We start from the raw sequence: 21,858 nt of genomic DNA, 5'->3' as shown, positions 1-21,858 counted from the left end.
TTTGAATCACGCCATCTGCTGCAGCAAAGTGTGTTTGAATTCGCCGAGCGTGTTTTGCGACAGAAGATTGTCGCGCGGGGCCGCAGCCGAATGTTCGTGCGGCCACGAGGTCAACGTTTCGGTAATGGCTTTCCCGATCGACGCCGAACTCAGGTCGCTCAGAATCGGTCCCAATTCGCAGCGTCTGCTGAACCAGCCGATCAAACCGTCTTCCGTTGCGATCACCGGCTTGCCAAAGCGGTATGCCTGCACGAGCACGCCGCTCATGCCGTAGTGACCTTTGTAGCCGAGCCATACCGCATCGCATGCGGAAAACAGATCGCGCTCCATGTCGTTGGAAATAAACGAGTCGAGCACGACCGGCGCGGGCGTGAGACTGCGCACATGGTTGCGCATGAAGTGGCGTGTGCCTGCATCCTGCTCGCCCGCGACAATCAACGTCGGCGCGTGTTCGAGGCGCGTCATTGCGTGGACGAGTTCGTAAATGCCCTTGCGTTCGGTAATCGCGCCATAGACGAGCAGATAGCGCTGCCCGGGGTCGAGGCCGAGTCGCTCGCGCGCAAGCGCGGGATCTTCCGCGCGCTCGTCGGGGAACGGGTCGGCCACATAAGCGACCTTCGCACTGCCTTTCGATACGTGGTGCGCCGCCCATTCGGGCAAGGTCGGATCGATGCTCAACAACGTGCGCAGACCCGGCGTGCGAACCGCACGCCTGAACAGTTGCGCCTTGATCGCATTGACGAGCGGACGATCGGGCGCCTTGATGCCGACCTTGTGATGATGAAACGTCGAGCGCATCGTGATGCCGATCCACGGTGTCTTGCCGAATGGCGAGCCGAGAAAGGGCAGGCCATTGAAGAAGTAATCGGCATACGGCACGACGACAAGCCGGATCGATTGCGCGCGGCTGAGAATGCGATACGCGCGTTCGAAGTAGTGATGAAAGCGCCAGTACTGATTGCGTTCCCGCAAACGGTGCGTGCGGCTTTCTTCCGGATCGACGAATGCAATCTGCTGATCGGCGCGATTTGCAGCGGTAATCTGCCGCGCGAGCCGATGATCTTCATTCGCGCATTCCGTGACGAGAATGCATGGATAGCCGGCCTCCGCGCACGCCTGCATGATCCACTCCGCGTAGCGCCAGCGATGACCGGTGAGATTCGGCTCAACGATCAGGACAAAGTCAGGTTCGATCACGTCGGTAGGCATAGGCGGGAGTCAACATGCATGGGTTGGGGAATTGCATCAGTGCAAGCGGCATGGACGAAACGACGCGCGCCGCGGGCTCTGCGATGCAATCAGATGAATAACGTTAGCACTGCCAGCAACCGCAAAACTGCCTGATTCGCGCGTTGTGTGGGTAAACGTACTACCACGCAAGGGCCGCGGCTGAAGCGGCCTGGTTGATGGCGGTTGACGGCGAATCTCTCGCGGTAAGGTCATGCTTACGGTTCCAGATGAACCATTGCCAGCTTGCTGGCGCGACCAATTCAATCCAATCCGGCGCGGCGGTGTTCACAGCGAGTCATGACGCGCTGCTAACCGCTCTACAGCGCTGGAATTCGACGGAGAACCAGCTTGCGGGCGATCAGGCTTCCCGCGCTCTCGATAGCGAGCAGCTTCGGCGCGAGCGCGGCGACATGGGTGTTGTTACAACAGTTCGCGGTGCGGGGACTGGTGGCGATCAAGTTTCTGGCGATTGGCCGCATGCTCGGACCGGCGGCAATCGGCAGCGTCAGCGTGGCCTTGCTTGCGGTTGCGATTGCCGAGGCGTTGTCCGACACGGGACTCGCGCAAGCGGTGATTCAGGGCGAGCATGCGCCGACGCGCCCGCAGCTCAGCGCCGTATGGACGACGCTGACGGCGCGCGGCGTGTTGATTTCGTTGCTGCTGGTTGCGTCGGCGCCGTTGTTATCGAGTCAGTTTCATCTCGACGGATCGCTCGTGCTGATTCAACTCGCTGCGTTGCTGCCGCTGTTGCGCGGGCTTGCATCGCCGGCTTATTACGTGGTGCAGCGCGAGCGGCGCTTTCAGCATATAGCGGGAGTCGAGGTGGCGGCCGCGTTTGTCGATTGTTCCGTCGGGCTCACGCTCGCTTATCTCGGCGCGGGCGCGGCGTCGGTGCTGATCGGCCTCGTTGCCGGAGAAACGTTGAAGAGCGTGCTGACGTGGGTCACCATGACGCCGCGGCCGCCGGTGCGCGCGGTGTGGTCGGGCATCGGCCAGTATGTCGGTTTCAGCCGATGGATCTGGGCAAGCAGCGTCATTAACCTGCTGCTGAATCAGTTCGACAAGGTGGTGGTCGGCAAGCTGCTCGGGCCGACGCAACTAGGCGGCTATCAGATGTCGTCGCGCCTCGCGCAGATGCTGCTCGCCGATGCGGCGATCGCGATGTCGCAGTATCTGTTTCCGACTTTTGCCGCGCATCATCGGCGCAATGCGCAGGCGGCTTCCAGGCTCATCAGGATTTATCTGCTCGTGGCCGCGGTTGGGCTTGCTGCTTTTGTCGAACTGCTGCGGCTCATTGCCGAGCCGATGTTCTCATTGATTCTCGGCGCAGCCTGGCTGCCGGCAGTGCCGCTCTTCAGGATACTGGTCATCAATATGGCAATCGGTGCGTTGATCGCGGTACTCGTGTCGTATCTGCGCGCAATCGGCGATGCCAAGGCCACTGTGCATGCGTCCGCGATTCAGGTGGTGGTGCTGCTCGTCAGCGCGCCGCTCGCGGTGCGCTGGTGGGGCGTGACGGGCATTGCATGGTCGATGACGCTGGGCCTCGGCTGCGCCGCGGCGTGGATGCTCTACAGAACCTTAAAGGCAAGGACGGCATGATGCGTGTCTTCCACCTCGTACTGGCGCCGCGTTTGTCGGGCGCCGAAGTGCTCGCGAAAGATCTCGCGCTCGATCAGTGCTCCGAAGGAATGGCGGTGTGCATGGCGTCGTTGTTGCCCGCGCATGCCGATTTCGCGTCGCTCGCCGATGAATTGCATGCGCACGGCGTGGAGTGCTGGTTTCCGCCGAAGCGGCACCACGCCCTCGGCAAGCTGTGGAATCTGTTCGTCGCGGTGCGGCGGTTTCGGCCCGACGTCATCTTCGCGCACGCAACAATTCCTTCGTTTTACGCGCGCGCGTTGCCGCTCGGCGCGCCGGTCGTCTACGTGATGCATTCCGCGACCAATGACTTCGAGCGGCCGCTCTTCAGGCGCGTCGAGCATGTGCTGTCCGGCCGCGCGCGCGTCGTGATCGGCGTCTCACAGCAAGGCGTGATGGACTATGTCCAGGCGATCGGCGTGCATCCGTCGATGACGGTCGTGCCGAACGGCGTCGACCTTGCGCGCTTCGCATTCACCGACGGTGGCGAGCGCGTGAGCAGCGTGCCGCAAATCGTGCAGATCGGCCGATATGCGTCGGTGAAAAATCAACTGCTTACCGTGCGGGCTTTTAGCGAAGTACTGACGCGGATCGAGGACGCACGACTCGTGCTCTATGGCGTGGTCGAGGACCCTGACTATCAGCGCGCGGTCGTTGCGCTTGCAACGGAGCTGGGCATCGGGGAGCGCGTCGTCGTGGCCGGTCCGCGCAGCGACGTCGCGACGGTGCTGTCGGAATCGAGCGTGTTCGTGATGCCGTCGCGCTCGGAAGGACATAGCGTGGCGTTTCTCGAGGCGCTGGCTTCAGGCGTGCCGATCGTCGCGAGCAGGATACCGGCGTTCGCATTCGCGAATAGTTTTCCTGGCGTGCAACTCGTCGACACTGATGACATTCGTTGTTACGCCGACGCCATCGTCATGGCGTTAAGCCAGGAGCGCGTGCAAAGATCGCTCGTGGGACTCACGCTGCGAGACACGGCCGAGCGATACCGCGCGATTGCACGGCAGGTGTGCCCGGCGGTATCGGCGCGTTAGGCGCTGTGCGTCGCGCGTTCAGTGATGAGCGTTGATGTCGCGTGTATCGGGCGCAGGGCTCGGCTCGGATTCCACCGCTTGCACGCTTGCGAGCGCCGACTCCTGCATCGCCAGTGTCACGAGATGCCGCGCTTCCCTGCTGCTCGAATCGATCTCCAACGCGCTGCCCGCATTGCGCGACACGCAGTCCCAACGCGCGATGTAGCCGCAGCCTCGCGCGAGACTCAGCAGTGCGTCGCGCTGCTGTTCGCGCGTGTTGATGGCGGCGCGCAGGTTCTGCGCTTCACGGCTTTGAGGCTGCACCACCATGGCTGCGGCGACGCGCACCTTCGTCGCCGAGAGATTGTTGTTCTGCAGGCTCGCGCGCGCGGCGCGCAGATGCCGTGACAGATCGGCGCGCGCTTTTTCTTCCGCGGTGAGCGGAGGCGGGGCGCTGGGGACGGGTTTCGGTTGTGCGGAGGCGATTGCTATGGTCGTAGCTGCGGGCGTTGCGGCAGTTGACACGACTGGAGCCGCGGGCGCGACGCGACGCGCGGCGAGTGAGGGCGACGCGGACGGCGACGCTGGTGCTCGCGATGCCGTGGACGACGACACGGGCAACGACCTTGGCGATGCAGCCGCCACTGCCACCGACGGCGTGGGCGCCGGCTCTCCACGCGGCGCAGCGACTTCGGCAGCCGAACGCACTGAAGATACCGGAGTAGGGCGCTCGACGGCTGCGATAGCCGGCACGACACTCGGTCTCTTAACAGCACCCGACACAGCGACAGGTTCCCCTTCGACACCCTCATCGCTACTGTGTATGAAGCCCGCATACACCGCCGACGCGACGACCAGCGCGGACGCGGCAAGCACGAGCGGCTCGCGCAGTCGCCGATAAGCGCTCTGGACCACGACCGCTTCTTCGATCGTCGCATACGGATTCGCCAGCGCACGCGACGGACTCCACACTCTGCGAGCCGGAAGCCGCCTTGGCGGCAGCGGGCGAGTTTCGTTGAGCCGCACGGTCAGAGTCGGCACCATCGCGCCGTACGAAGGAGTGCTGCGCGCACGGCATGACGCGCAAGGCATCATGCGGTTGGCGAGCGGCGCTCCACATTGTTCGCATCCCGAAGTATTGATCTGGTCTGTATTCATGTCGTTATTGATGGCGAGGTTGCGGGCGTCGGATTCGCTTGCGGCAGCCGGCGCGCGGCCGCCGCAAGTCATGCTTGCAGCAGCAGGCGCTTACTGTGCGACGACGTAACCGCGCGCCTGCATGCACGCGCCGTAGGCGGCCCAGTAGCGCGTCATGGGCGGCTCGGGCGCGGGCAGAGGCGGCAAGGCGGCCATGCCGGGTTGCGAGGCGCCCGGCGCGCTTGCCGTGGTAGCGGGCTCGGAGGCGCCTTTGTCCGCGATTGCCGCCGATGCCGACGCCGGCGCAGTCGCTGATGCTGCGTGCCCGGCATTCGCGGTCGCCGTCGCGGTCGCGCTCGGCGCTTCGCTCGCCGGAGCCGCGGGTGTCGCGGAAGCCGCATTGCTTGCGGCGGCGGCCGTTGCCGTACCGGGCTTCGCAGCGGAAGCCGCAGTGGGTGCTGCTGGCTCCATGCCGTCGGGAATCGCGGTGCCGGGTGGCGTCGCGGAAAAAGTACTGGGAGGCAACGGCGGACGCGATGGCGCGCCCGTCGACGATGTTTTGGTCCCAGCCGGCTTCGGCGGCGGCGTCTGGGCTTCGTGCGCCATGTTGACTTTGGTTTGCTTGTTTGCAGTCGCGTAACACATCGCGCTGTCGACGCTGCGTTGATACGCGCTTTGACTTCGAATCGGATAGATGACCGGCTGCCACGCGAAGGCCACGTTGCTAACCGCCATCAAGGTCATCAGGGTATAGGTTTTGTATCCCATCGCAGTCGCTCCCGCAGCGATGTTGAGCCGTTCGCCGGCAATTGCGCTTCGCGGTGCGTTCTGGTTGCGTGGATCTCGCCGCACAAACGGCGGTTCACTGCCGCGAAGGCTGCTTTCCTCAGCGTACCACTGTGGTGCGCGAGGTCAGTGCGTTGCATAACGCGCGAAAACGCCATGGTGCAGTCCAATCAGGACATGCGCCGTGGGGTTCGCATGTGTTTGACGCCCTTCACAAAAGCATAGTGCAAGTAGAACGATGCGTGGCACGCGGCGTTCGCGCGGGCACTCAGTGGCGAAGTATTGCCGAAGTATTGCCGATGTACCGGCGAAGTAGTGGCGGAAAGCGGCGTGCGCGGCGCGCTATCGCCGTCCCCAATTCGCCTATCCGCCGACGATTACAGGTTTTACCTTTTCGCCGCGATCGCGAGGCAGGCTTTTCGCAGAGCCGCGCATTTGCGAAAGTCCGGCCTCAGCATCGGGAGCAGGGGCAGGATCGCTACTTATCGGCCCGTGAGCGCACTTCGTTGCAGTTTTGAAACGTTTATAATTCTTCCGCCAGCGCACCCGTAAGTACTACCTGTGGCGCGCGGATCGCGGTGAGTCTCAGCAAGATTTCCATCCCGGTGCCCTTGCGGTGCCGCGCAGTACTGGTAACAACGACGCCGGCTAGCATGCCTGCGTTCTTCTTACCGCTCGCTTGACGTCTGTCGCCGGGTGTGCCGCGCGTGACAGACGGTGTGTCCAACCAACAGCATTGATCGATGACGGGAAAACAACTGGCTTTCATTGTCAGTTAGCCATCCTAATGGTTGGAAGCACAACGAAAGACAAACGGTTCTTGTAGTCCTGTTTTCTAAATGAGCGCGTAAAACATAGCCGCGCTGGTCTTCGCTCGTCCCGCGTTTGACACGTTCAGACGGACCGCATTGCGTCCGGGGGGACGCTTTTTCTTTTTATCCGACAAGACAAAGACGGCACGGCCAGTCCGATGCCGTTCCATTTTCGGGGATAACTCTTCTTCGCAAGACAGGGACAATGGTTAGATATTCGAGGTTGATTGGGATCGCGGCGACAACGGCGCTGGCATCCTTTGGTGTGCAAAACGCACAAGCGCAAGCCAGCACGGTGACGGTCGCGGGTCAGCAATACAAGCTGTGCGCGCAGGAGAACGGCAAGTGCTCGTTCCTCGGCACGGCTTCGGTCGTATTCGGTGCGGTGCCGCCCAATGCGCCGTCGACGATGCTGACGAGTCCCCGCACGTTCAGCAATGGCGTGGGTTGCTATATGGGCGCCGTTTCGCCAACTGATCCGGCGTATGGCTATGACAAGGCTTGCTGGATGCGGGCGGCCGCTGCGCCTGCACCGGCACCCGCGCCAGCACCGGCGCCTGCACCCGCGCCAGCACCTACGCCCGCACCCGCACCTACGCCTGCGCCCGCTCCGGCACCTGCACCTGCACCTGCACCTGCACCTGCACCTGCACCTGCACCCGCGCCGACCCCGACCCCGACCCCGACCGCCACACCAACGCCAAGCCCCACACCGACGCAATCCGTCGCAACGAACGCAGCGATCTCCTGCGGCACGCCGGCCCAAACCGCGGGCGGCACCGCCAACGGCATCATCAGCGCCGATACGCCGACCAGCGATGGTCTGCGCGTCTTCCCGAACAACGCCGCGTTCAAGATCGCCATCACGACGAACGCGCCGGGCGCCGACACGGTCGTCTGGTCCGTCGCGGATTCGAATGGCGCGATCAAGACGCAGGGCAGCTTCCCGGTTAGCTCAGGCGTGCAGACCAACACGTTGTCGTGCAAGTCGACGTGGGCCGGCTACGGCGCGCTGACTGCAACGTTGCGCTCCGCGGGCGGCACGCTGCCGAAAAGCGGCACCCGGCCAACTGGCATTGCAACCTTCGGCGTGCTGCCTGACCTGAGTTCGGCGATCGGCACGGTGGCCTACGCGCATCAGGACCAGCATCGCTTCGGCATGCAGGGCTTCAACGGCAACATCGCGGCGCTGCGTGCGCTCGGCATTTCGTGGACGATCGACGACCGCCAGGTATCGACGATGGAACCCAATGGGCCGTACACGTACACGCCGAGCGTGAACGATCTCGATCCTTTCTATAAGGCCAATCCCGATCAGATGCGTATCGTGCGTCTCGACGGCCTGCCCGCATGGGATTCGAAGACGGGCCAGTTCAACGACAGCTATTACGCGCCGTCGAACATGACGGAGTTCAAGGACTTCATGGCGCGCGTCGGGACCAACACGAGTTCGATTCGGGCTGCCAACTATCCGAATCAGCAGAAGAACTACTATCAGGTGACGTGGGAGCCGAGCCTTGGCTGGGCGGATAGCGACGCGAACTTCGTCGCTATGTACAAGGCCGCTTACGAAGGCATCCACTCGACCGATCCGAACGCGGTCGTGATGGGCACGGGCAACCCGTTCGCCGCCAATTGCGATACCTGCACGACCGGCTATCTGAAGAAGTTCGGCGCGCTCGGCCTGTGGAATTACATCGACGCGGTGTCGACGCACGGCTACTGGAATGCGGGCACGTATCCGGCACATCCGCCCGAGTTGCAGGACGCCGATCCGGATGCCGCGAACCAGGCCAATGCGCTCGACAATCAGATGACGCAACTGCGTTCGGTGATGCAGGCGGGCAAGCCCAACATGAAGCTCTTCTTCACGGAAGCGGGCACGAGCTACGATCCGGGCCTCAGTTATGGCCCGAACGTGCCGTCGCAAAACCAGTTGTTTGCTCATGCGGCAGTCGGCGTGCGCTCGCACATCATCGTGCTCGGCGGCGGAGCGCAAGTGACCACGCTCTTTTACGGTCCCGATTATCCGGGCGAAGTCGGATACGGCTCGTTCTTCGATCTGAACAACGCCCAGGGTGCGTTCGGCGCGACGAACCTCTCGCCGAAACCCGAAGCAATGGCGTTCGCGACGATGACGCGCGTTCTCGACGGCACCAACACGCTGGGCCGCGTGAAGGGCGCGCCGTCAGGCACGTTCGCGTACGCGTTCCAGCAGTTGGGCAACGGCAAGGTGGTGACGGCCGCGTGGGCGCACAGCAATGCGCAATGGCCGACGAGCGGCGGCGTGTACAGCCAGACGTATTCGACGAGCTATACGCTGCAGGTCGACAATGCCGGTACGTCGGGCAACGTGACGAAGATCGATGGATACGGGAACGTCAGCACGGTTCCGTATAGCAACGGTTCAGTGACGCTGACCCTTACCGAAGTGCCGCAGTACATTGTGTCCAGCAACGCGACCGTGGCGAAGAACAACTCGACGGTTCCGCTCGGCTACACCGGGCAATAAATGTTCGGGTAATAACCTGCCGACACTCCTCCGGAATAAAGCAAGTGTCCGGAGGGTGCCGCCACGCAGGCAGCGTTATGGCTTCTCTGCAAGGCACGCGAGCATCTGATCGCCGATCCGGTTCTCGCGCGCCTTCAATGTTTCGCCGGCGCCCTGAATGTCGCGCGCGTCCTTGTTCTGGCTGAGCTTGCTCTTGCCGACGAGCCGCGTGATCTCGATCTCGACGCCGACAATCGCTTTGAGCATTGCGTCGATGTATTCGGCCGGCGCGTCACCCATCTTCCACGGCTGCGTTTCGCCTGCCTCATGCGTACGCGTGAGGCGCGCGACGACGCCCCGCACGTACTTCTCATCGTCGCGAATCGTGATGCGCCCATGCGCGTGCACGACGACGTAGTTCCACGTCGGCACCTGTCTGTGCGCTTCGTGCTTGCTCGGATACCAGGTCGGCGAAACATACGCGTCGCCGGCACGGAACACGACCAGCGTTTCGTCGCCATTGGCCACGTCCTGCCAAAGTGGGTTATTGCGCGCCACGTGAGCGTGCAGCACGCCGAACTCGCCTTCGTTAGACGCCAACTCGAACGGAATGTGATTCGCGTCGAGGCCGTTCGCGCCGTGAGTAATCAGCGTGCCGAACGGATTCTGCGCGATGAGCGTGTGCAGCACGTCTTTGCGTGCTTCGTTGAAATGGGCTGGGACGTACATGATTGCTCCGTTGAGTTCGTGCACGCAGTGTGCGCCGAAACGGGTCAATCCTGAAGAGCCAGCTTCCGTCGACTTTATTGGGCCAGAAGCTTGGGCCAGAAACTTGGGCCAAAAGCGGCGGCGCGCGCCGTTACCGACGCGCGCGATGCCGCCCGTGCGTTCGATACAACTTCCGTCAACCGCCATCGGCAGACACGCGTGCCGATTCGCTGATCAATGAGCCGCCGCTATAGACGCTTTCCGTTGCAGGGCTCGCGTGCCGCGCGGCATGTGCGCGGCGCATCGGCTTGAGCACGAATAGCGCGAGCAGCGCGGCCGCGGCCGCCATGCCTGACGCAAGCATGAAGACCGCATGCCAGTTGCCGGTTGCCGCGGTGATCACGCTCGTGAACGGCACCAGCAACGCGGCCGTGCCCTTCGCCGTGTACAACAATCCTGCATTCGTGGCGGCGAATTTCGGGCCGTACGTGTCGCCGCAGGTCGCGGGGAACAGGCTGTAGATTTCGCCCCATGCAAAGAACACGATGCCGGTCAGCACGACGAACGCGACCGGACTCTGGCCGTATTTCGACAGCGCGAGAATGCCGACCGCTTCGATCGCGAACGCAAGAAACATCGTGTTTTCGCGGCCGATGCGATCCGAGATCCAGCCGAAGAACGGGCGCGTCAGACCGTTCAATACGCGGTCGATCGTCAATGCAAACGTCAGCGCCGGCAAGGTCAGGCCGAGCAACGAAACGGGCGAATCGTGCAGGCCGAAGTCTTTCGCAATCGGCCCGAGTTGCGCGGTCGCCATCAGACCGCCTGCGGCCATCATCACGAACATCAGGTACATCACCCAGAATATTGGCGAGCTCACCACTTCGCGCGGCGTCGCGTTATAGACGACGCGCTTGAGGGCGCTCTTCGCCGACGCGAGCAGACTGGCCGGCGGCGCGAGCAGCGCAAGCCCGAGCGCGACTACGATGATTCCCTGGCCGAGACCGAACCACAGGAAAGTCGCTTCATAGCCGCTGCTTTTGATCATGTTCGAAATCGGAATGACGGTCGCCGCCGATCCCGCGCCGAAGCCCGCTGCGGTGATCCCCGCAGCGAGGCCGCGGCGGTTTGGAAACCACTTCAGCGCGTTGCCGACGCAAGTGCCGTAGACCGCGCCCGCGCCCACGCCGCCGATCGCCGCGGCAATGTAAAGCACGGGCAGCGATCCGGCGACCGAGTTGAGCGCCCACGCGATCGCGCACAGCAGGCCGCCTCCGACCACCACCGGACGCGGCCCGTATTTGTCGACGAGATAGCCTTCAACCGGCACGAGCCATGTTTCGGTCACGACGAAGATCGTGAACGCGACCTGGATCGCAGCACGGCCCCATTGGTATTTTTCGTTGATCGGATTGACGAACAAAGTCCAGCCGTACTGCATGTTCGCAATCATCGCCATACAGATGACGCCGAACACGAGTTGCACCCACGGTGACGCTACCCACGACGCTCCCTTCTGGTGATCCGTTTCCATCGCTGTCTCCTTTGACATGCCTTGTCTTGTGATTGCGGACGCCACGCTCCGCGGACAACCGTTGGACGTCTTTAACGCGTCTTGAAGTCGGTGGTCGAATCGATACAGTATGTGATATATCAAGTAAGTCAAGCGAAAGAAACCCGACGTTCTGACGACGTCTTTTGTGATAAGAAAGGAAAACGAAGGAATGCTGCCGACTCATTCGAAAGAGTCAAAAAAAGCCCGCCGGCAAGGCCGGCGGGCTGAGGGCAGGCAGTGAGACAAGGCTGTTCACCGCGTGCCTTGCCTTTATAGTCGAAAGTGAAATGTAATGTTAGTTTTTTGTTTGTAGGGATAGCACCGACGGGTATTTCCTGGTTAGCCGGCGCTCAAACTCATAGCGATTGCGCCGAGAAGGTATCGCATTGGCGAATGTCGCCGCTCGTCATGCCGCGCCTGAGCCACCGTTGCCGCTGCTCGCTCGTGCCGTGCGTGAATGCTTCGGGCACCACGCGTCCTTGCGATTGCCGCTGCAACCGGTCGTCGCCGATCGCGCCGGCAGCATTCAGCCCCTGCTCGAAGTCGCCCGGCTCCATCAGCTTCGCGTTCATCTGCTGTGCGACCGCGGCCCACACGCCCGCAAAACAATCCGCCTGCAATTCGAGGCGCACGGACAGCGCATTGCCCCGCGCTTGCGACATGCGTGCACGCGCGGCCTCGTACTTGTCGGAGATGCCGAGCACCTTCTGGATGTGATGCCCGACTTCGTGCGCGATCACATAGGCTTGTGCGAAGTCGCCGCTTGCGCCGAAGCGGTCGCGCAAGTCGCGATAGAACGACAGGTCGATGTAGACGGTGCTGTCGGGCGGACAGTAGAACGGACCCATCGCCGACTGGCCCGTGCCGCACGCCGTCGGTGTGGCGTCGCTGAACAGCACGAGTTTGGGCGCCGGATAATCCTGGTTGAACTGCGTGCGGAAAATGTGTTGCCACGTGCGTTCCGTGTTGCCGAGCACGCGGCGCACGAAGTGGCTGCCGGCATCGTCGGCGGGGCGCGCGTTGGTCGGTGCGTTCGCCTGCGGCGCATTGCCTTGCAGCACTTGCGCGCCGTTGATGATCGTCAGCGGATTAATGCCGAAGAAATACGACGCGGCCAGCGCGATGACGATCGTTCCAATGCCTATGCCGCCGCCTACCCGCATACCGCCGCCTCGCCGGTCTTCGACGTTCTGGCTTTCCACTTCATCATCAAGGCGCATGGCGTTTCTCCGTGTTCTCTAGCGACAGGCTGTGACGCATTGCGGTCTACTGCCGCAATGGAGCAGTAAGCATACCTGCGTCGCGTGCCGGTATGCATGGGGCGCGTGTGCCGACGCTGATCTGCGCTCACTTCCAGGCAAAAAAATGGCCTCCCGCCAGAGTGCAGCGGGAGGCCAGATTCGCAGTATAGATGCGAGGAACTCGCCGTATCAGCTATCGACGTGGCTCGACGTGAAAGCGGTGAACGCACCATACGGCGGATTCAACGCGGTCCCGTTCGTCATAATGCCGAACGTGTTGTTGCCGCTATCGAGCACGTAGTACATCACGGTCTGAATGTTGTGCGTCTTGCGTGCCGCGTAGAACGAACCCAGTTGCGAAGTGATGTAACTCGCGCGGTACGACTGCGCCTGTTCGGGGCCCGTATTCCACTCGGTGATGAAGAACGGCACGCCGTACCTCGCCTTGCAGTAGGTAGGCAGATCGAAGCCGGGACCGGCGCCATCGGTGCCGATGTTGAAGATGTCGCCGTAGACCTCGTAGTTGTGCCACGTCGTGATGTCCCAGCGCACCTTCGGATAGCCGAAGCTGCCGTCCGGTTGCGTGCCGTCCCACAACGCATCCGACGCACCGACATCCGCAACGCAGAAGTTGACGCCGCACTTGGCGCCCGGCTGAGCCGCCTTCACGCCGTCGATCATGCCGCGCATTGCGCCACGCATGACCGGCCAGTTCGCGTTGTTGAAGTCGAGTGCCTTGGTCCCTGCGTTCGTCGAATCGATGATGATGGCCCGGTCACGGGTCAATTCGTTGCCGCATTCATAGAACGTCACGCCGTATTGCTTGAGCGTATTGGCGACCGTGAAGGCGGGTCCATAAGTGGCGTTGTAGGCGGCGGATTCGCCGGCCAGAAGCTTGCCGCTGCTGTCGCGAAGACCGAGGTCGAGCAAGACGAGCAGCGTCATGCCGGCCGACTGGAACGCCTGCGCGAGCTTGACCACGGCATTCAGTTGAGCCGGGTCCGCCGTGCAGCCGACGCGGTAGCTGGTACAACCCAGGCCCTTCAGGATCGACACGACCTGCGCGGGCGTGTACGTGTAATCGAAGTGACCGTTCATGCCGAAGAAGCTGCCTGCGCTCGCCGCGATGGGAGTGCGCGGATCGCTGCAAGCGAGCCATTCAGCGGCGACTTCGGCATTGGCGTAGAACTGTCCGCTCGTATTGCGGTGATAGATCTTGCCGCCGTACCAGAGCACGAGCGACACGTTGTAGTTGTTGCCCACCACCTTGCCGTTTTTCGAAATCACGCCATTGGTGAGCGTCCAGACTGCGCCGGTCTTGTCGATGATGCGTGAGGCCGACGGCATGGTCGTGCCATCCGGCGACGTGGTGCCGAGCCGCGGATCGCTCGAGGACTGCCATGCCGATCCGGTCCACTGATAGAACTGACCGCTGGTGTTCTGGTGATAGATCGCGCCGCTGACCCACAGCACGAGCGAGACGTTGTAGTTGATCCCGGCTTTCGCGCCGTTGCGATAAACCACACCGCCCGAAATAGTCCAGGTAGCGCCCGCGCCATCGATCAGAGACGCGGCCGGCGGCATTGCCGAGCCGTCTGCAGATGCGCTCTTTGCAGTCGCGCTTGTCTTCTGCGCGCTGGCGCCAGAAGTAGTTGCGCTTGCATCTTCCGCGCCGCTGCCACCGCAGGCGCTCAAAATCACGCTTCCGCCGAGTGCGCCCAGCGCACCAATAAATTGCCGTCGTTTCAACATTATGAGTTATTCCACTATCGAGAAGATCCCCGAATAAAGACAAGTTGTGTTCTTATATTGGTTAATTGCTTATTACGAAACTCGAAACGTTATTTTTATTGGCACTACTGATCGTCCAGGAAATCCGCGTGCTTTTAAGGCGTCTTGCTGGTTGTTTTATCGAACTGGTTAAAGCCGCCGGAATAAACCTTGATTCAGCGCGCACGGGCAGGAACGCTCGTGCACGAACGCGTGCGCCAACGGGTTCAATCAACAGAGGAAATCAACCGACGTCACCGTGCGCGGCCCACGACATCCAGGGACGCTCACGCAAACGTTTGTCCGGGAATCGTGCGGACCGCGTAAATTTTGCGGACTGCTATTGCGAACGGGGTAGATCTTACCCGGAACCGCATCGGCTCAAAATGAAAAATAGCCGTATTCCGCCAGAAAGCAGGATCGTTTCCGATCAACGCTCGTATCCCAAAAAAATCACGCTTTCGCCTGATGTATGGGGACTGGACGCCCTGCATTATTTGCGCTTTGACCCCAAGAGCAGCAAGTCGTTTTTTCCGCTTTCGTCGCGTGCCGATTTTTGGAGCGGCGGCGGGGCTATCCGGGTGACCCGGGGCGCATGTCTTCGGTCCACACTTTCGGACATCGAATCGGCGGCGCGGGCGCAACTTGGCGCGTTTTCAGGTGATTGCGGCCACACAATGCCGTTTTTTGCATGCTAAGCTCGACTGAACATACTGATTAAATCACTCGATATTCGCTGGAAGCGTTCATAACGACGGGAATTGAAGACGTCGGAATTACGTTCGCGCCTATTGTTCCGCGAGTGCACTCTGACCGGAGATTGTCGAATGTCGCAGATTATTCACGAGGCCAGTAGCGCTCATGGAAGCGATGAAGCGAAACGGCCGCGGCGACGCGTGCTGATGTGTCCTTTTACGAATCCGACCAACCGCTATATAGAGATTCAAAAAGATCTGTACAGGTCGGTCGGCTACGATGTTGCTCCGTTGTCGATCAAGGGCTTGTTAAAGGGCGGCTTTGCCGACCTGTTCAAGCCGGAAAATGTTCTCGTATTTCATTGGCTCGAGTACCGGCCGTTCAGGCGACAGAAGGGCACTGCGCAACTGAGCTTCGGCGGCTCACTGCTTTTCGCTTTCTATTGTTCTCTGATGCTGCTCGGGCGAGCCAAGGTCGTGTACTTCGTGCACGACCAGGCCGTACACGATACGGAGGGATTCAACCGGCGCCTGTCGATGCGCATCATTGCATTCGTGCGCCGTCTTGCGGATTTTCGCGTGGTGCACGCGCCGGACTTTCAGGTGCAGTACCGCGCCCAGTATTTGCCTCATCCGCTGTATTGGGACTCGCCCGGTCATCAGCCGCGTAATGCAAGGCCGGAACGATCGGCGCCGCTCTATACGATGCTCGGCGTGATCCGTCCGTATAAGCAGATCGATGCGGTGCTCGATGTCTGGCCGGCCGATTGCAAGTTGCATATAGCGGGGCACGGCACCGACGCTTACGTCTCCACGCTGAACGAGATCATCGATAGAAAGTCGTTGCGAGACGCGGTGCGCCTTGAATCCCGCTTTCTCACCGACGCCGAGTTTGCGCAAAGCATCGCCGACAGTGACGTGCTGATTCTCCCGCACTCGGCCGACTCGATGCTGGTCAGCGGCGCCTTCTTCGAGGCTATTGGACTAGTACCGGTTCTGATCGCGCGCTCCACACCGTTCATGAAATGGGCAGCAAGAAAGTTCGACAACGTGATTCTCTTTAACGACGCCAGCGAACTGCCTGCAATCCTGCGCTCGGTCAACGAGTCGTGGCAGACGTATGCCAACAATGCGAGTCATCGCAAGGCACTCGACGAGTTCGGCTGGAAAACCTGCTGCCGGCGTTACGGACACTATCTGGAGACCGTCGGCGGACAGGCGGCTGCGGTGGAAAAGCCGGTAACGGAATGAGCTTATGGCGGGCGGTTGCTTGCCCATAACGCATGACAATCCCGACGCCTCCAAGGACTACCGCACATAGCCCGTGAGTCCTTCGACGAGCGCATCGAACGTCGCGCGGCAACGCGGACTGCTGCGCAGATCCTCGTGCATGGTCACCCATGTATCGAGCCGTAGCGCGACGAGCTTCGGCAGCACGCGAACCAGCGACTTGTCGCGACGCGCAAGCGCGACCTGACACACACCGATGCCGGCACCCGCGCGAATCAGTGCGAGCTGCGCGAGGTCGTTGTCCGTGCGAATCGACAGACCCGCGCGCGAATACCCTGGAAAGGCCTTGCTGGCATCCCGCACGAACGCGCTCGGCCTGTCGTAGCCGATGATCGCGTGTTCCCACAGTGCGGCCGCGTTGCGCGGCGTTCCGTGTTTCGCGAGGTAATCGCGCCGCGCATGCAGGCCGAGCTCGATGTTGCCGATGCGCCGGGCGACGAGCTGCGTCTGCTTCGGCCGCATCATGCGCACGGCGACATCGGCCTCGCGCTTGAGCAGATCTTCCACGCGATTGGAGAGCACCAGCTCGACGACGAGTTGCGGATAGCGCTCGCGAAGCGCCGCAATGATGGGCGGCAGCACCTCCGCACCGACGACCTCGCTCGCCGCCACGCGCACCGCGCCTTGCACCTGGGCGGCGTCGTTTTTCGCCGCGCGCTCCAGCGACGCCGCCGTACTCTGCATCGTCTCTGCGTGCGGCCGCAGGGCGAGGGCGATGTCGGTCGGCTGCAAACCCGTCTGTGAGCGCGTGAATAGAGATACTTTCAGCGCGCGTTCGAGCGCTTCGATATGACGGCCCGCCGTGGGCTGCGTGATGCCGAGTGAGCGCGCGGCGCCCGACAATGAGCCTTCTTGCAGCACTGCAAGCAGCGTGCGATACAGTTCCCAACCAATGTTGTCAGCCATGCAATTTTGTATATCGGGTCAACGGAGTTCGCTAGTTTTATTGTGCCAGTAAAAGTCGGAGAATGGCTTCATCGAAATATGAATGGAGCAACTGACGTGGCACATGAAACGGTACTCGTACTTGGCGCAACGGGCGGCATCGGCGGGGAACTTGCGCGGCAACTGCTTGCAGCAGGCTGGCATGTGCGGGCGATGCAGCGGTCGTCGAGTGCGTCGAGTGCATTAAGACCGCGCACGGACGGCATCGAATGGGTGGAGGGCGACGCGATGAATCATGCGGACGTGCTGCGCGCGGCGCAAGGCGCGTCGGTCATCGTGCATGCGGTCAATCCACCGGGCTACAGGCGCTGGGAACAGCTTGTTCTGCCGATGCTGGATAACACCATCGTGGCCGCGAAAGCGGTAGGCGCAACGATCGTGCTGCCGGGCACGGTGTACAACTATGGGCCGGACGCGTTTGCGCTGCTCGATGAAGATGCGCCTCAGCATCCGGTGACAAAGAAAGGCGCAATTCGCGTGCAAATGGAGGCTCGGCTGCAACGCGCGACCACAGAAGGGTTGCGCGCGTTGATTGTGCGAGCGGGTGATTTCTTCGGCCCGCGAGCGCGCAATAACTGGTTTTCGCAGGGTCTCGTCAAACCGGGAAAGCCCGTCGCAAAGGTCAGTTATCCGGGCGCGCGCGGCGTCGGCCATCAGTGGTCTTATTTGCCTGACGTAGCGCATACGATGCTCGAGCTGCTTGCGCGGCGCGACACGCTGGAGCCTTTCGCGCGCTTTCATATGGGTGGCCACTGGGACGAGGACGGTACTCAACTCGTGGCGGCCATTCGCAGAGTCGTGGCGCGGCGCACGGGGCGAGAACCGGGCGTCGGCGGATTTCCGTGGGCGCTCGTCAAGCTCGCGTCACCGTTTAATGCGACGTTTCGCGAATTGGGCGAGATGCGCTATTTGTGGCAAACGCCTGTCCGGATGCGAAACACCCGATTGATCGCTGCGTTAGGGCACGAGCCGAATACGCCAATCGACGAGGCAGTGGAAGCGACGCTTGCGGGTTTGGGCTGCATTAGCTAATAGCACGAACCAGCGGTACTACTTGTCGCGCATTCCAATCTGAATAAGCAGGCTGTCAGAACCAGCCACTACTTTTCCAGCGACTGGAGAAGCCTCGCCAGGTTCTGCGGTTGCACGCGGATGATCCCGCCGCGCGGACTGTCTATGTCGGCAATCAGGGCGAGTGACAATGAGATCGTCACGGGCAGAATAGTCATGAGCAGTGCAGTACGGCGCTTCCCTTTGGCGCCATAACCCTGAACCGCACATCCGAAAACTGCGATCACGATCATCAAAACCCATGCGCCGAGCGGAATATGATTGATTCTTGCGGCCTCTGAATAGTCCTGCGAATTGAGCACGTCATTCATGCCCGCAACGACGAGCGCCCCGATGGGCGTGGGCTGACTTTTTCCAACGTGGGTTGCCTGCAGCCACAATTTCGACTGTAGCGCTGCGAGTTCACCGTCGAGTTGTTTGCGCTCGGCGTGATCGCGGGTCCGAAACTCTGTCAGCCTCAAGCGGGTGTATTGGATCAATGCGGCCTTCATCTCGTCGCGGATGTTTGGCTCCGTCAAATCGGCCCTTGCGAATTCCGTACCGATTGCGTTTGCCTCTGCCTCTTCAAGGACTTTTCGCTGGTCATAGCGGTTCACCGCCATGGAAATACTGAAACCGATCAATAAAGCCAACAACGTGAGCGTGGCGCCCTGGACAGCGCTGAAATCGTCGCGTTCGTCTTCATGCAATGGAGATAGACGGCGCAAGACAAACACCCCGAATGCAACTGCCGCAATGAATAAAACGAAGAGAACCAGAAACAAAATCGCCGGATGATCGACGAATGCTGCCATTGGATATCTCCTATTGAGAAGGCTGTTTAGCACGCACGTTCTTTCGATCTTAGATCACATCGCGGGCTATCGCTAATAAAAGAGCGTGTCGGCGCGCAATACTTTGCGCGAATATGCTGAGCGATTCGGGCAGCGTGTGGCGAGAACCGAAAGAGCTATGAACGGAATTCACATCCGCCACTATTGTCGGCTTCAGGAGCCTGGATCTCATTCCCCTCGTGCTTAACATCGGTGCCGGCTATCCGGTAGTTCACCGTGCGGGAATGCTCCTGGCAAGCAACCTTCAGCACACGGGCGCAAAACTAGTCGCAGAACGCGATGTTCTTTAACGTGAACGTGAACCGCCATATGCTCTGTCGCACATAACTCATAGTCGGCGCATGACACACTGTAGGCAAAATTGGACGATTCGGAAAAAACACGACGTATCTATCCTGCGACAACCTTGTGTGAGGAATCATGGAAAGTCCGCCCGATCAAATTCTGGACTCCAGATTGAAGCAGGTGACCGATGAAAGCCTCGACGCATTGAGCCGTGAGATGGACGCGGTCGGCATAAGCGCACTTCACGATGTCCTTTCACCCGTTGAACTTGCAATGGCGAGCGATTATGTCCAGCGCGAACTGGACAAGCATCAGCGCCAGCATTTCATCTATGCCGGCCATCCCTGGCTCGACGCCTCGCCGCTCGCGGCATTCGGTGATTCGCCCGACCTGCGCCGAATACTCGCCGGACTGTACCGGCGCGGCACCGGGCGAGCCGTGCCCGACATCGATATCGTCTCCGCGCTTCGGGTGCTGTCGGGTGATCTCGGACTCAAGGCATCAAACCTGTTCCACTACGACACCTACGTCGTCACCGCGCTCTTGCCGCTGATCATTCCAAACGGCCCGAACGAGCCGCGCGGCGACCTCGTGATGTATCCGAACCTGCGCAAGATCCGCTCTTCATCGGTGATCAACCTGGTCGAGAAAGCCGTAGTGCAAAACTCGCTGGTGCGCCGGGTACTTGCAGCCGAAAGCGTGCAGCGCGCGCTCGGCGCACGCGTCGTACCGCTCGAGCCAGGCAACATGTATTTTTTCTGGGGAATGCGATCGCTCCACGCGAATCAGGCTTGTCTGCCGCATAGCATCAGGTCGACGGTCCTGTTTCACTTTGCTAACCCGCATTCAGGCGGCGCACTGGATAAGCTGCGTGAGTGGGCTCATCACAGGAATTCCGCGCCGTCCGACCGTGTCGGACGTCCGGTTCGCGAAGTTCGAAATGGCTCCGGCGATTAAAAGCCTAAAGGCAGGATGAGTCCTGACTCACGACCGAGAGTTCCTCTTTTTCTAAACACTCACCCAATACCCATACCGCGGTCGACACGACAGTTGGCCGGGGTTCTCCTCGGGCGCTAATAGCCGCCGCACGCCATCGACTTTCCCTGCGATCCCCCGATCTGTAGGCCCGCTGCGTCGACCGTCGCACTTGCTGGCGCTACCAGAGACCACCGCGTTCACGTCCATCAAACCGATGACGCTTTTTCCGCGGCGAAAAAGCTTGCATTTTTCGTGGGAAAAACTACCTTCAGTAAAACAAAATAATTCTTTCGCTCGGCACCGGAGGAGACCCATGCCGGCTACTCGTACGATGATTGCGCGTCGGGCTGGCGTCAGCGTGGCTACGGTCGATCGTGTCCTGCGCGACGATCAGGCTGTGCGTCCGGAAACGGCCGAACGCGTGCATCTTGCACTCGCGAATCTGCGTGACGAGCGGGCGAGCCGTGGCCGGCCGGCAAAGGTCAACTCGTTCCGGGTCGCGTTCGTGCTGCCGCAAGTGAACTCCCGCTTCCTCGATCACGTCGAGCGCGATATTGCGCTGTCGGCCAGCTTCTTTCGCGAGCACCGCATCATCCCCTCGTTTTACCGCTGCGATTTTTCCAGCCAACGCGAGACCGCGGCGTTCGCCGCCGAAGTGATCGACTACGACGCGCTCGTGCTCGCGCCTCTGGACTATCCGTGGGTTGAGCGTTTCATCGAAGAGATGAGCGACGCTCAGGTGCCGGTCGTCACCGTGTTCTCCGATTTGCCTGCGAGCCGGCGCGCCGCGTATGTGGGTGTCGACAACCGGATTGCCGGACGCACGGCAGGACTACTGATGGGGCGCTTCCTTTGCGCGAAGCTCGGCACGGTAGCCGTGCTATCGGGATCGTCGCGTCTGCATGACCAGGTGGAACGCCGCACCGGCTTTTCGCAAGTGCTGGAGGAGGACTTCCGCAACCTGCGCTGGATCGCCGAACCGGACTTCGCCGAAGACGACGATGGTGCCGGCCTCGCGGTACAGGGCCTACGTGCGCGCCATGCAGATCTGGTCGGCGTGTATGTGACGGGCGGCGGCATCTCCGGCATTGCAGCGGCATTGCAGGAGTCCGGCGACAAGGCTCACCTCGTCCTGATTGGCCACGAATGCACTGCGGAGACGCGCACCCAACTCTCGGAACGCGCGATCGACGTGATACTCGGTCAGGACGTGCGCGGCATTGTTCATTGGGCGGGGCTCGCCGCGATTAATTTTCTTAACGACGTTCGGGGAGCGCTTGCCATCCCCACGCCGGAAACCCGGATTTATCTTCGTGAGAATGCGCATGCCTGACGCTCGCGACACGCGGATCGACTTCTGATCTGCCAGAGCCGAAA

Annotated in this window: 17 protein-coding genes; 8 read left to right on the top strand and 9 right to left on the bottom strand. The window is 61.3% G+C overall.

Annotation, left to right across the window (positions count from 1 at the left end; all coding sequences use genetic code 11):
- Positions 1 to 6: 6 nt before the first annotated feature.
- Positions 7 to 1,209 (bottom strand): glycosyltransferase, encoded by a 1,203-nt coding sequence (locus tag C8K18_RS09080; protein WP_006047794.1) that lies wholly within the window; start codon positions 1,207 to 1,209, stop codon positions 7 to 9.
- Between the two features lie 369 nt (positions 1,210 to 1,578).
- On the opposite strand from C8K18_RS09080, the gene C8K18_RS09075 reads away from it, so the two are divergent.
- Positions 1,579 to 2,832 (top strand): oligosaccharide flippase family protein, encoded by a 1,254-nt coding sequence (locus C8K18_RS09075; RefSeq protein WP_107707276.1) that lies wholly within the window; start codon positions 1,579 to 1,581, stop codon positions 2,830 to 2,832.
- A complete protein-coding gene (locus C8K18_RS09070) occupies positions 2,832 to 3,905 on the top strand; it encodes a glycosyltransferase family 4 protein (protein ID WP_107707369.1) in 1,074 nt (357 codons plus the stop codon). The genes C8K18_RS09075 and C8K18_RS09070 overlap by 1 nt, the downstream gene beginning before the upstream one ends.
- An 18-nt stretch (positions 3,906 to 3,923) precedes the next feature.
- On the opposite strand, the gene C8K18_RS09065 is transcribed toward C8K18_RS09070, so the two are convergent.
- Both C8K18_RS09065 and C8K18_RS09060 read right to left on the bottom strand, forming a co-directional pair.
- Positions 3,924 to 4,856 (bottom strand): hypothetical protein, encoded by a 933-nt coding sequence (locus C8K18_RS09065; RefSeq protein ID WP_258196092.1) that lies wholly within the window; start codon positions 4,854 to 4,856, stop codon positions 3,924 to 3,926.
- 276 nt (positions 4,857 to 5,132) lie between these two features.
- Positions 5,133 to 5,789, bottom strand: coding sequence for a hypothetical protein (locus C8K18_RS09060; RefSeq protein WP_053857584.1), 657 nt, complete (start codon positions 5,787 to 5,789; stop codon positions 5,133 to 5,135).
- Between the two features lie 1,035 nt (positions 5,790 to 6,824).
- On the opposite strand from C8K18_RS09060, the gene C8K18_RS09055 reads away from it, so the two are divergent.
- A complete protein-coding gene (locus C8K18_RS09055; RefSeq protein ID WP_107707275.1) occupies positions 6,825 to 9,131 on the top strand; it encodes a hypothetical protein in 2,307 nt (768 codons plus the stop codon).
- 75 nt (positions 9,132 to 9,206) lie between these two features.
- On the opposite strand, the gene C8K18_RS09050 is transcribed toward C8K18_RS09055, so the two are convergent.
- The 4 genes from C8K18_RS09050 to C8K18_RS09035 form a co-directional block, all read right to left on the bottom strand.
- On the bottom strand, positions 9,207 to 9,839 hold the full coding sequence (locus tag C8K18_RS09050; protein ID WP_107707367.1) for an FMN-binding negative transcriptional regulator: 633 nt from the start codon (positions 9,837 to 9,839) through the stop codon (positions 9,207 to 9,209).
- A 175-nt stretch (positions 9,840 to 10,014) separates the two neighbouring features.
- On the bottom strand, positions 10,015 to 11,352 hold the full coding sequence (gene oxlT / locus C8K18_RS09045) for an oxalate/formate MFS antiporter (protein WP_006047786.1): 1,338 nt from the start codon (positions 11,350 to 11,352) through the stop codon (positions 10,015 to 10,017).
- Between the two features lie 377 nt (positions 11,353 to 11,729).
- A complete protein-coding gene (locus C8K18_RS09040) occupies positions 11,730 to 12,593 on the bottom strand; it encodes a neutral zinc metallopeptidase (protein WP_053857588.1) in 864 nt (287 codons plus the stop codon).
- A 210-nt stretch (positions 12,594 to 12,803) separates the two neighbouring features.
- Complete coding sequence (locus C8K18_RS09035; protein WP_107707274.1) at positions 12,804 to 14,366, bottom strand: hypothetical protein; 1,563 nt, start codon at positions 14,364 to 14,366, stop codon at positions 12,804 to 12,806.
- Between the two features lie 404 nt (positions 14,367 to 14,770).
- Between C8K18_RS09035 and C8K18_RS33070 the strand changes: the two genes are divergently transcribed.
- Together C8K18_RS33070 and C8K18_RS09030 are read left to right on the top strand one after the other, a co-directional pair.
- Entirely contained in the window at positions 14,771 to 15,082 is a 312-nt protein-coding gene (locus C8K18_RS33070; protein WP_132384550.1) for a hypothetical protein, read from the top strand.
- A gap of 129 nt (positions 15,083 to 15,211) precedes the next feature.
- On the top strand, positions 15,212 to 16,330 hold the full coding sequence (locus tag C8K18_RS09030) for a glycosyltransferase (RefSeq protein WP_107707273.1): 1,119 nt from the start codon (positions 15,212 to 15,214) through the stop codon (positions 16,328 to 16,330).
- 57 nt (positions 16,331 to 16,387) lie between these two features.
- On the opposite strand, the gene C8K18_RS09025 is transcribed toward C8K18_RS09030, so the two are convergent.
- Positions 16,388 to 17,275, bottom strand: coding sequence for a LysR family transcriptional regulator (locus C8K18_RS09025; RefSeq protein WP_053857591.1), 888 nt, complete (start codon positions 17,273 to 17,275; stop codon positions 16,388 to 16,390).
- Positions 17,276 to 17,353: 78 nt separating this feature from the next.
- Here C8K18_RS09025 and C8K18_RS09020 point away from each other — a divergent pair, with 78 nt between their 5' ends.
- The gene (locus C8K18_RS09020; protein ID WP_107707272.1) at positions 17,354 to 18,346 is read left to right on the top strand and encodes an NAD-dependent epimerase/dehydratase family protein; all 993 of its coding nucleotides are present in this window, start codon (positions 17,354 to 17,356) and stop codon (positions 18,344 to 18,346) included.
- A 68-nt stretch (positions 18,347 to 18,414) separates the two neighbouring features.
- Here C8K18_RS09020 and C8K18_RS09015 read toward each other — a convergent pair whose 3' ends face one another.
- Positions 18,415 to 19,179, bottom strand: a complete 765-nt coding sequence (locus C8K18_RS09015; RefSeq protein WP_107707271.1) for a hypothetical protein — start codon at positions 19,177 to 19,179, stop codon at positions 18,415 to 18,417.
- Positions 19,180 to 19,719: 540 nt separating this feature from the next.
- Here C8K18_RS09015 and C8K18_RS09010 point away from each other — a divergent pair.
- Positions 19,720 to 20,460, top strand: coding sequence for a hypothetical protein (locus C8K18_RS09010; protein ID WP_258196090.1), 741 nt, complete (start codon positions 19,720 to 19,722; stop codon positions 20,458 to 20,460).
- 334 nt (positions 20,461 to 20,794) lie between these two features.
- Positions 20,795 to 21,814 (top strand): LacI family DNA-binding transcriptional regulator, encoded by a 1,020-nt coding sequence (locus tag C8K18_RS09005; protein WP_029970345.1) that lies wholly within the window; start codon positions 20,795 to 20,797, stop codon positions 21,812 to 21,814.
- The last annotated feature ends 44 nt before the right edge of the window (positions 21,815 to 21,858 follow it).

The organism is Paraburkholderia sp. GV068, from assembly GCF_003058125.1.
Taxonomy (GTDB): Bacteria; Pseudomonadota; Gammaproteobacteria; order Burkholderiales; family Burkholderiaceae; genus Paraburkholderia; species Paraburkholderia graminis.
The sequence above is the reverse complement of the archived record's forward strand: the minus strand, read 5'-3'. Positions and strand labels throughout refer to the sequence as shown.

Excerpts from the sequence above, each read along its gene's own strand:
- C8K18_RS09080 (WP_006047794.1), bottom strand. The coding sequence starts at position 1,209 with ATGCCTACCGACGTGATCGAACCTGACTTTGTCCTGATCGTTGAGCCG.
- C8K18_RS09070 (WP_107707369.1), top strand. The coding sequence starts at position 2,832 with ATGCGTGTCTTCCACCTCGTACTGGCGCCGCGTTTGTCGGGCGCCGAA.
- C8K18_RS09060 (WP_053857584.1), bottom strand. The coding sequence starts at position 5,789 with ATGGGATACAAAACCTATACCCTGATGACCTTGATGGCGGTTAGCAAC.
- C8K18_RS09055 (WP_107707275.1), top strand. The coding sequence starts at position 6,825 with ATGGTTAGATATTCGAGGTTGATTGGGATCGCGGCGACAACGGCGCTG.
- C8K18_RS09050 (WP_107707367.1), bottom strand. The coding sequence starts at position 9,839 with ATGTACGTCCCAGCCCATTTCAACGAAGCACGCAAAGACGTGCTGCAC.
- oxlT (WP_006047786.1), bottom strand. The coding sequence starts at position 11,352 with ATGGAAACGGATCACCAGAAGGGAGCGTCGTGGGTAGCGTCACCGTGG.
- C8K18_RS09040 (WP_053857588.1), bottom strand. The coding sequence starts at position 12,593 with ATGCGCCTTGATGATGAAGTGGAAAGCCAGAACGTCGAAGACCGGCGA.
- C8K18_RS09035 (WP_107707274.1), bottom strand. The coding sequence starts at position 14,366 with ATGTTGAAACGACGGCAATTTATTGGTGCGCTGGGCGCACTCGGCGGA.
- C8K18_RS33070 (WP_132384550.1), top strand. The coding sequence starts at position 14,771 with ATGAAAAATAGCCGTATTCCGCCAGAAAGCAGGATCGTTTCCGATCAA.
- C8K18_RS09030 (WP_107707273.1), top strand. The coding sequence starts at position 15,212 with ATGTCGCAGATTATTCACGAGGCCAGTAGCGCTCATGGAAGCGATGAA.
- C8K18_RS09025 (WP_053857591.1), bottom strand. The coding sequence starts at position 17,275 with ATGGCTGACAACATTGGTTGGGAACTGTATCGCACGCTGCTTGCAGTG.
- C8K18_RS09020 (WP_107707272.1), top strand. The coding sequence starts at position 17,354 with ATGAATGGAGCAACTGACGTGGCACATGAAACGGTACTCGTACTTGGC.
- C8K18_RS09015 (WP_107707271.1), bottom strand. The coding sequence starts at position 19,179 with ATGGCAGCATTCGTCGATCATCCGGCGATTTTGTTTCTGGTTCTCTTC.
- C8K18_RS09010 (WP_258196090.1), top strand. The coding sequence starts at position 19,720 with ATGGACGCGGTCGGCATAAGCGCACTTCACGATGTCCTTTCACCCGTT.
- C8K18_RS09005 (WP_029970345.1), top strand. The coding sequence starts at position 20,795 with ATGCCGGCTACTCGTACGATGATTGCGCGTCGGGCTGGCGTCAGCGTG.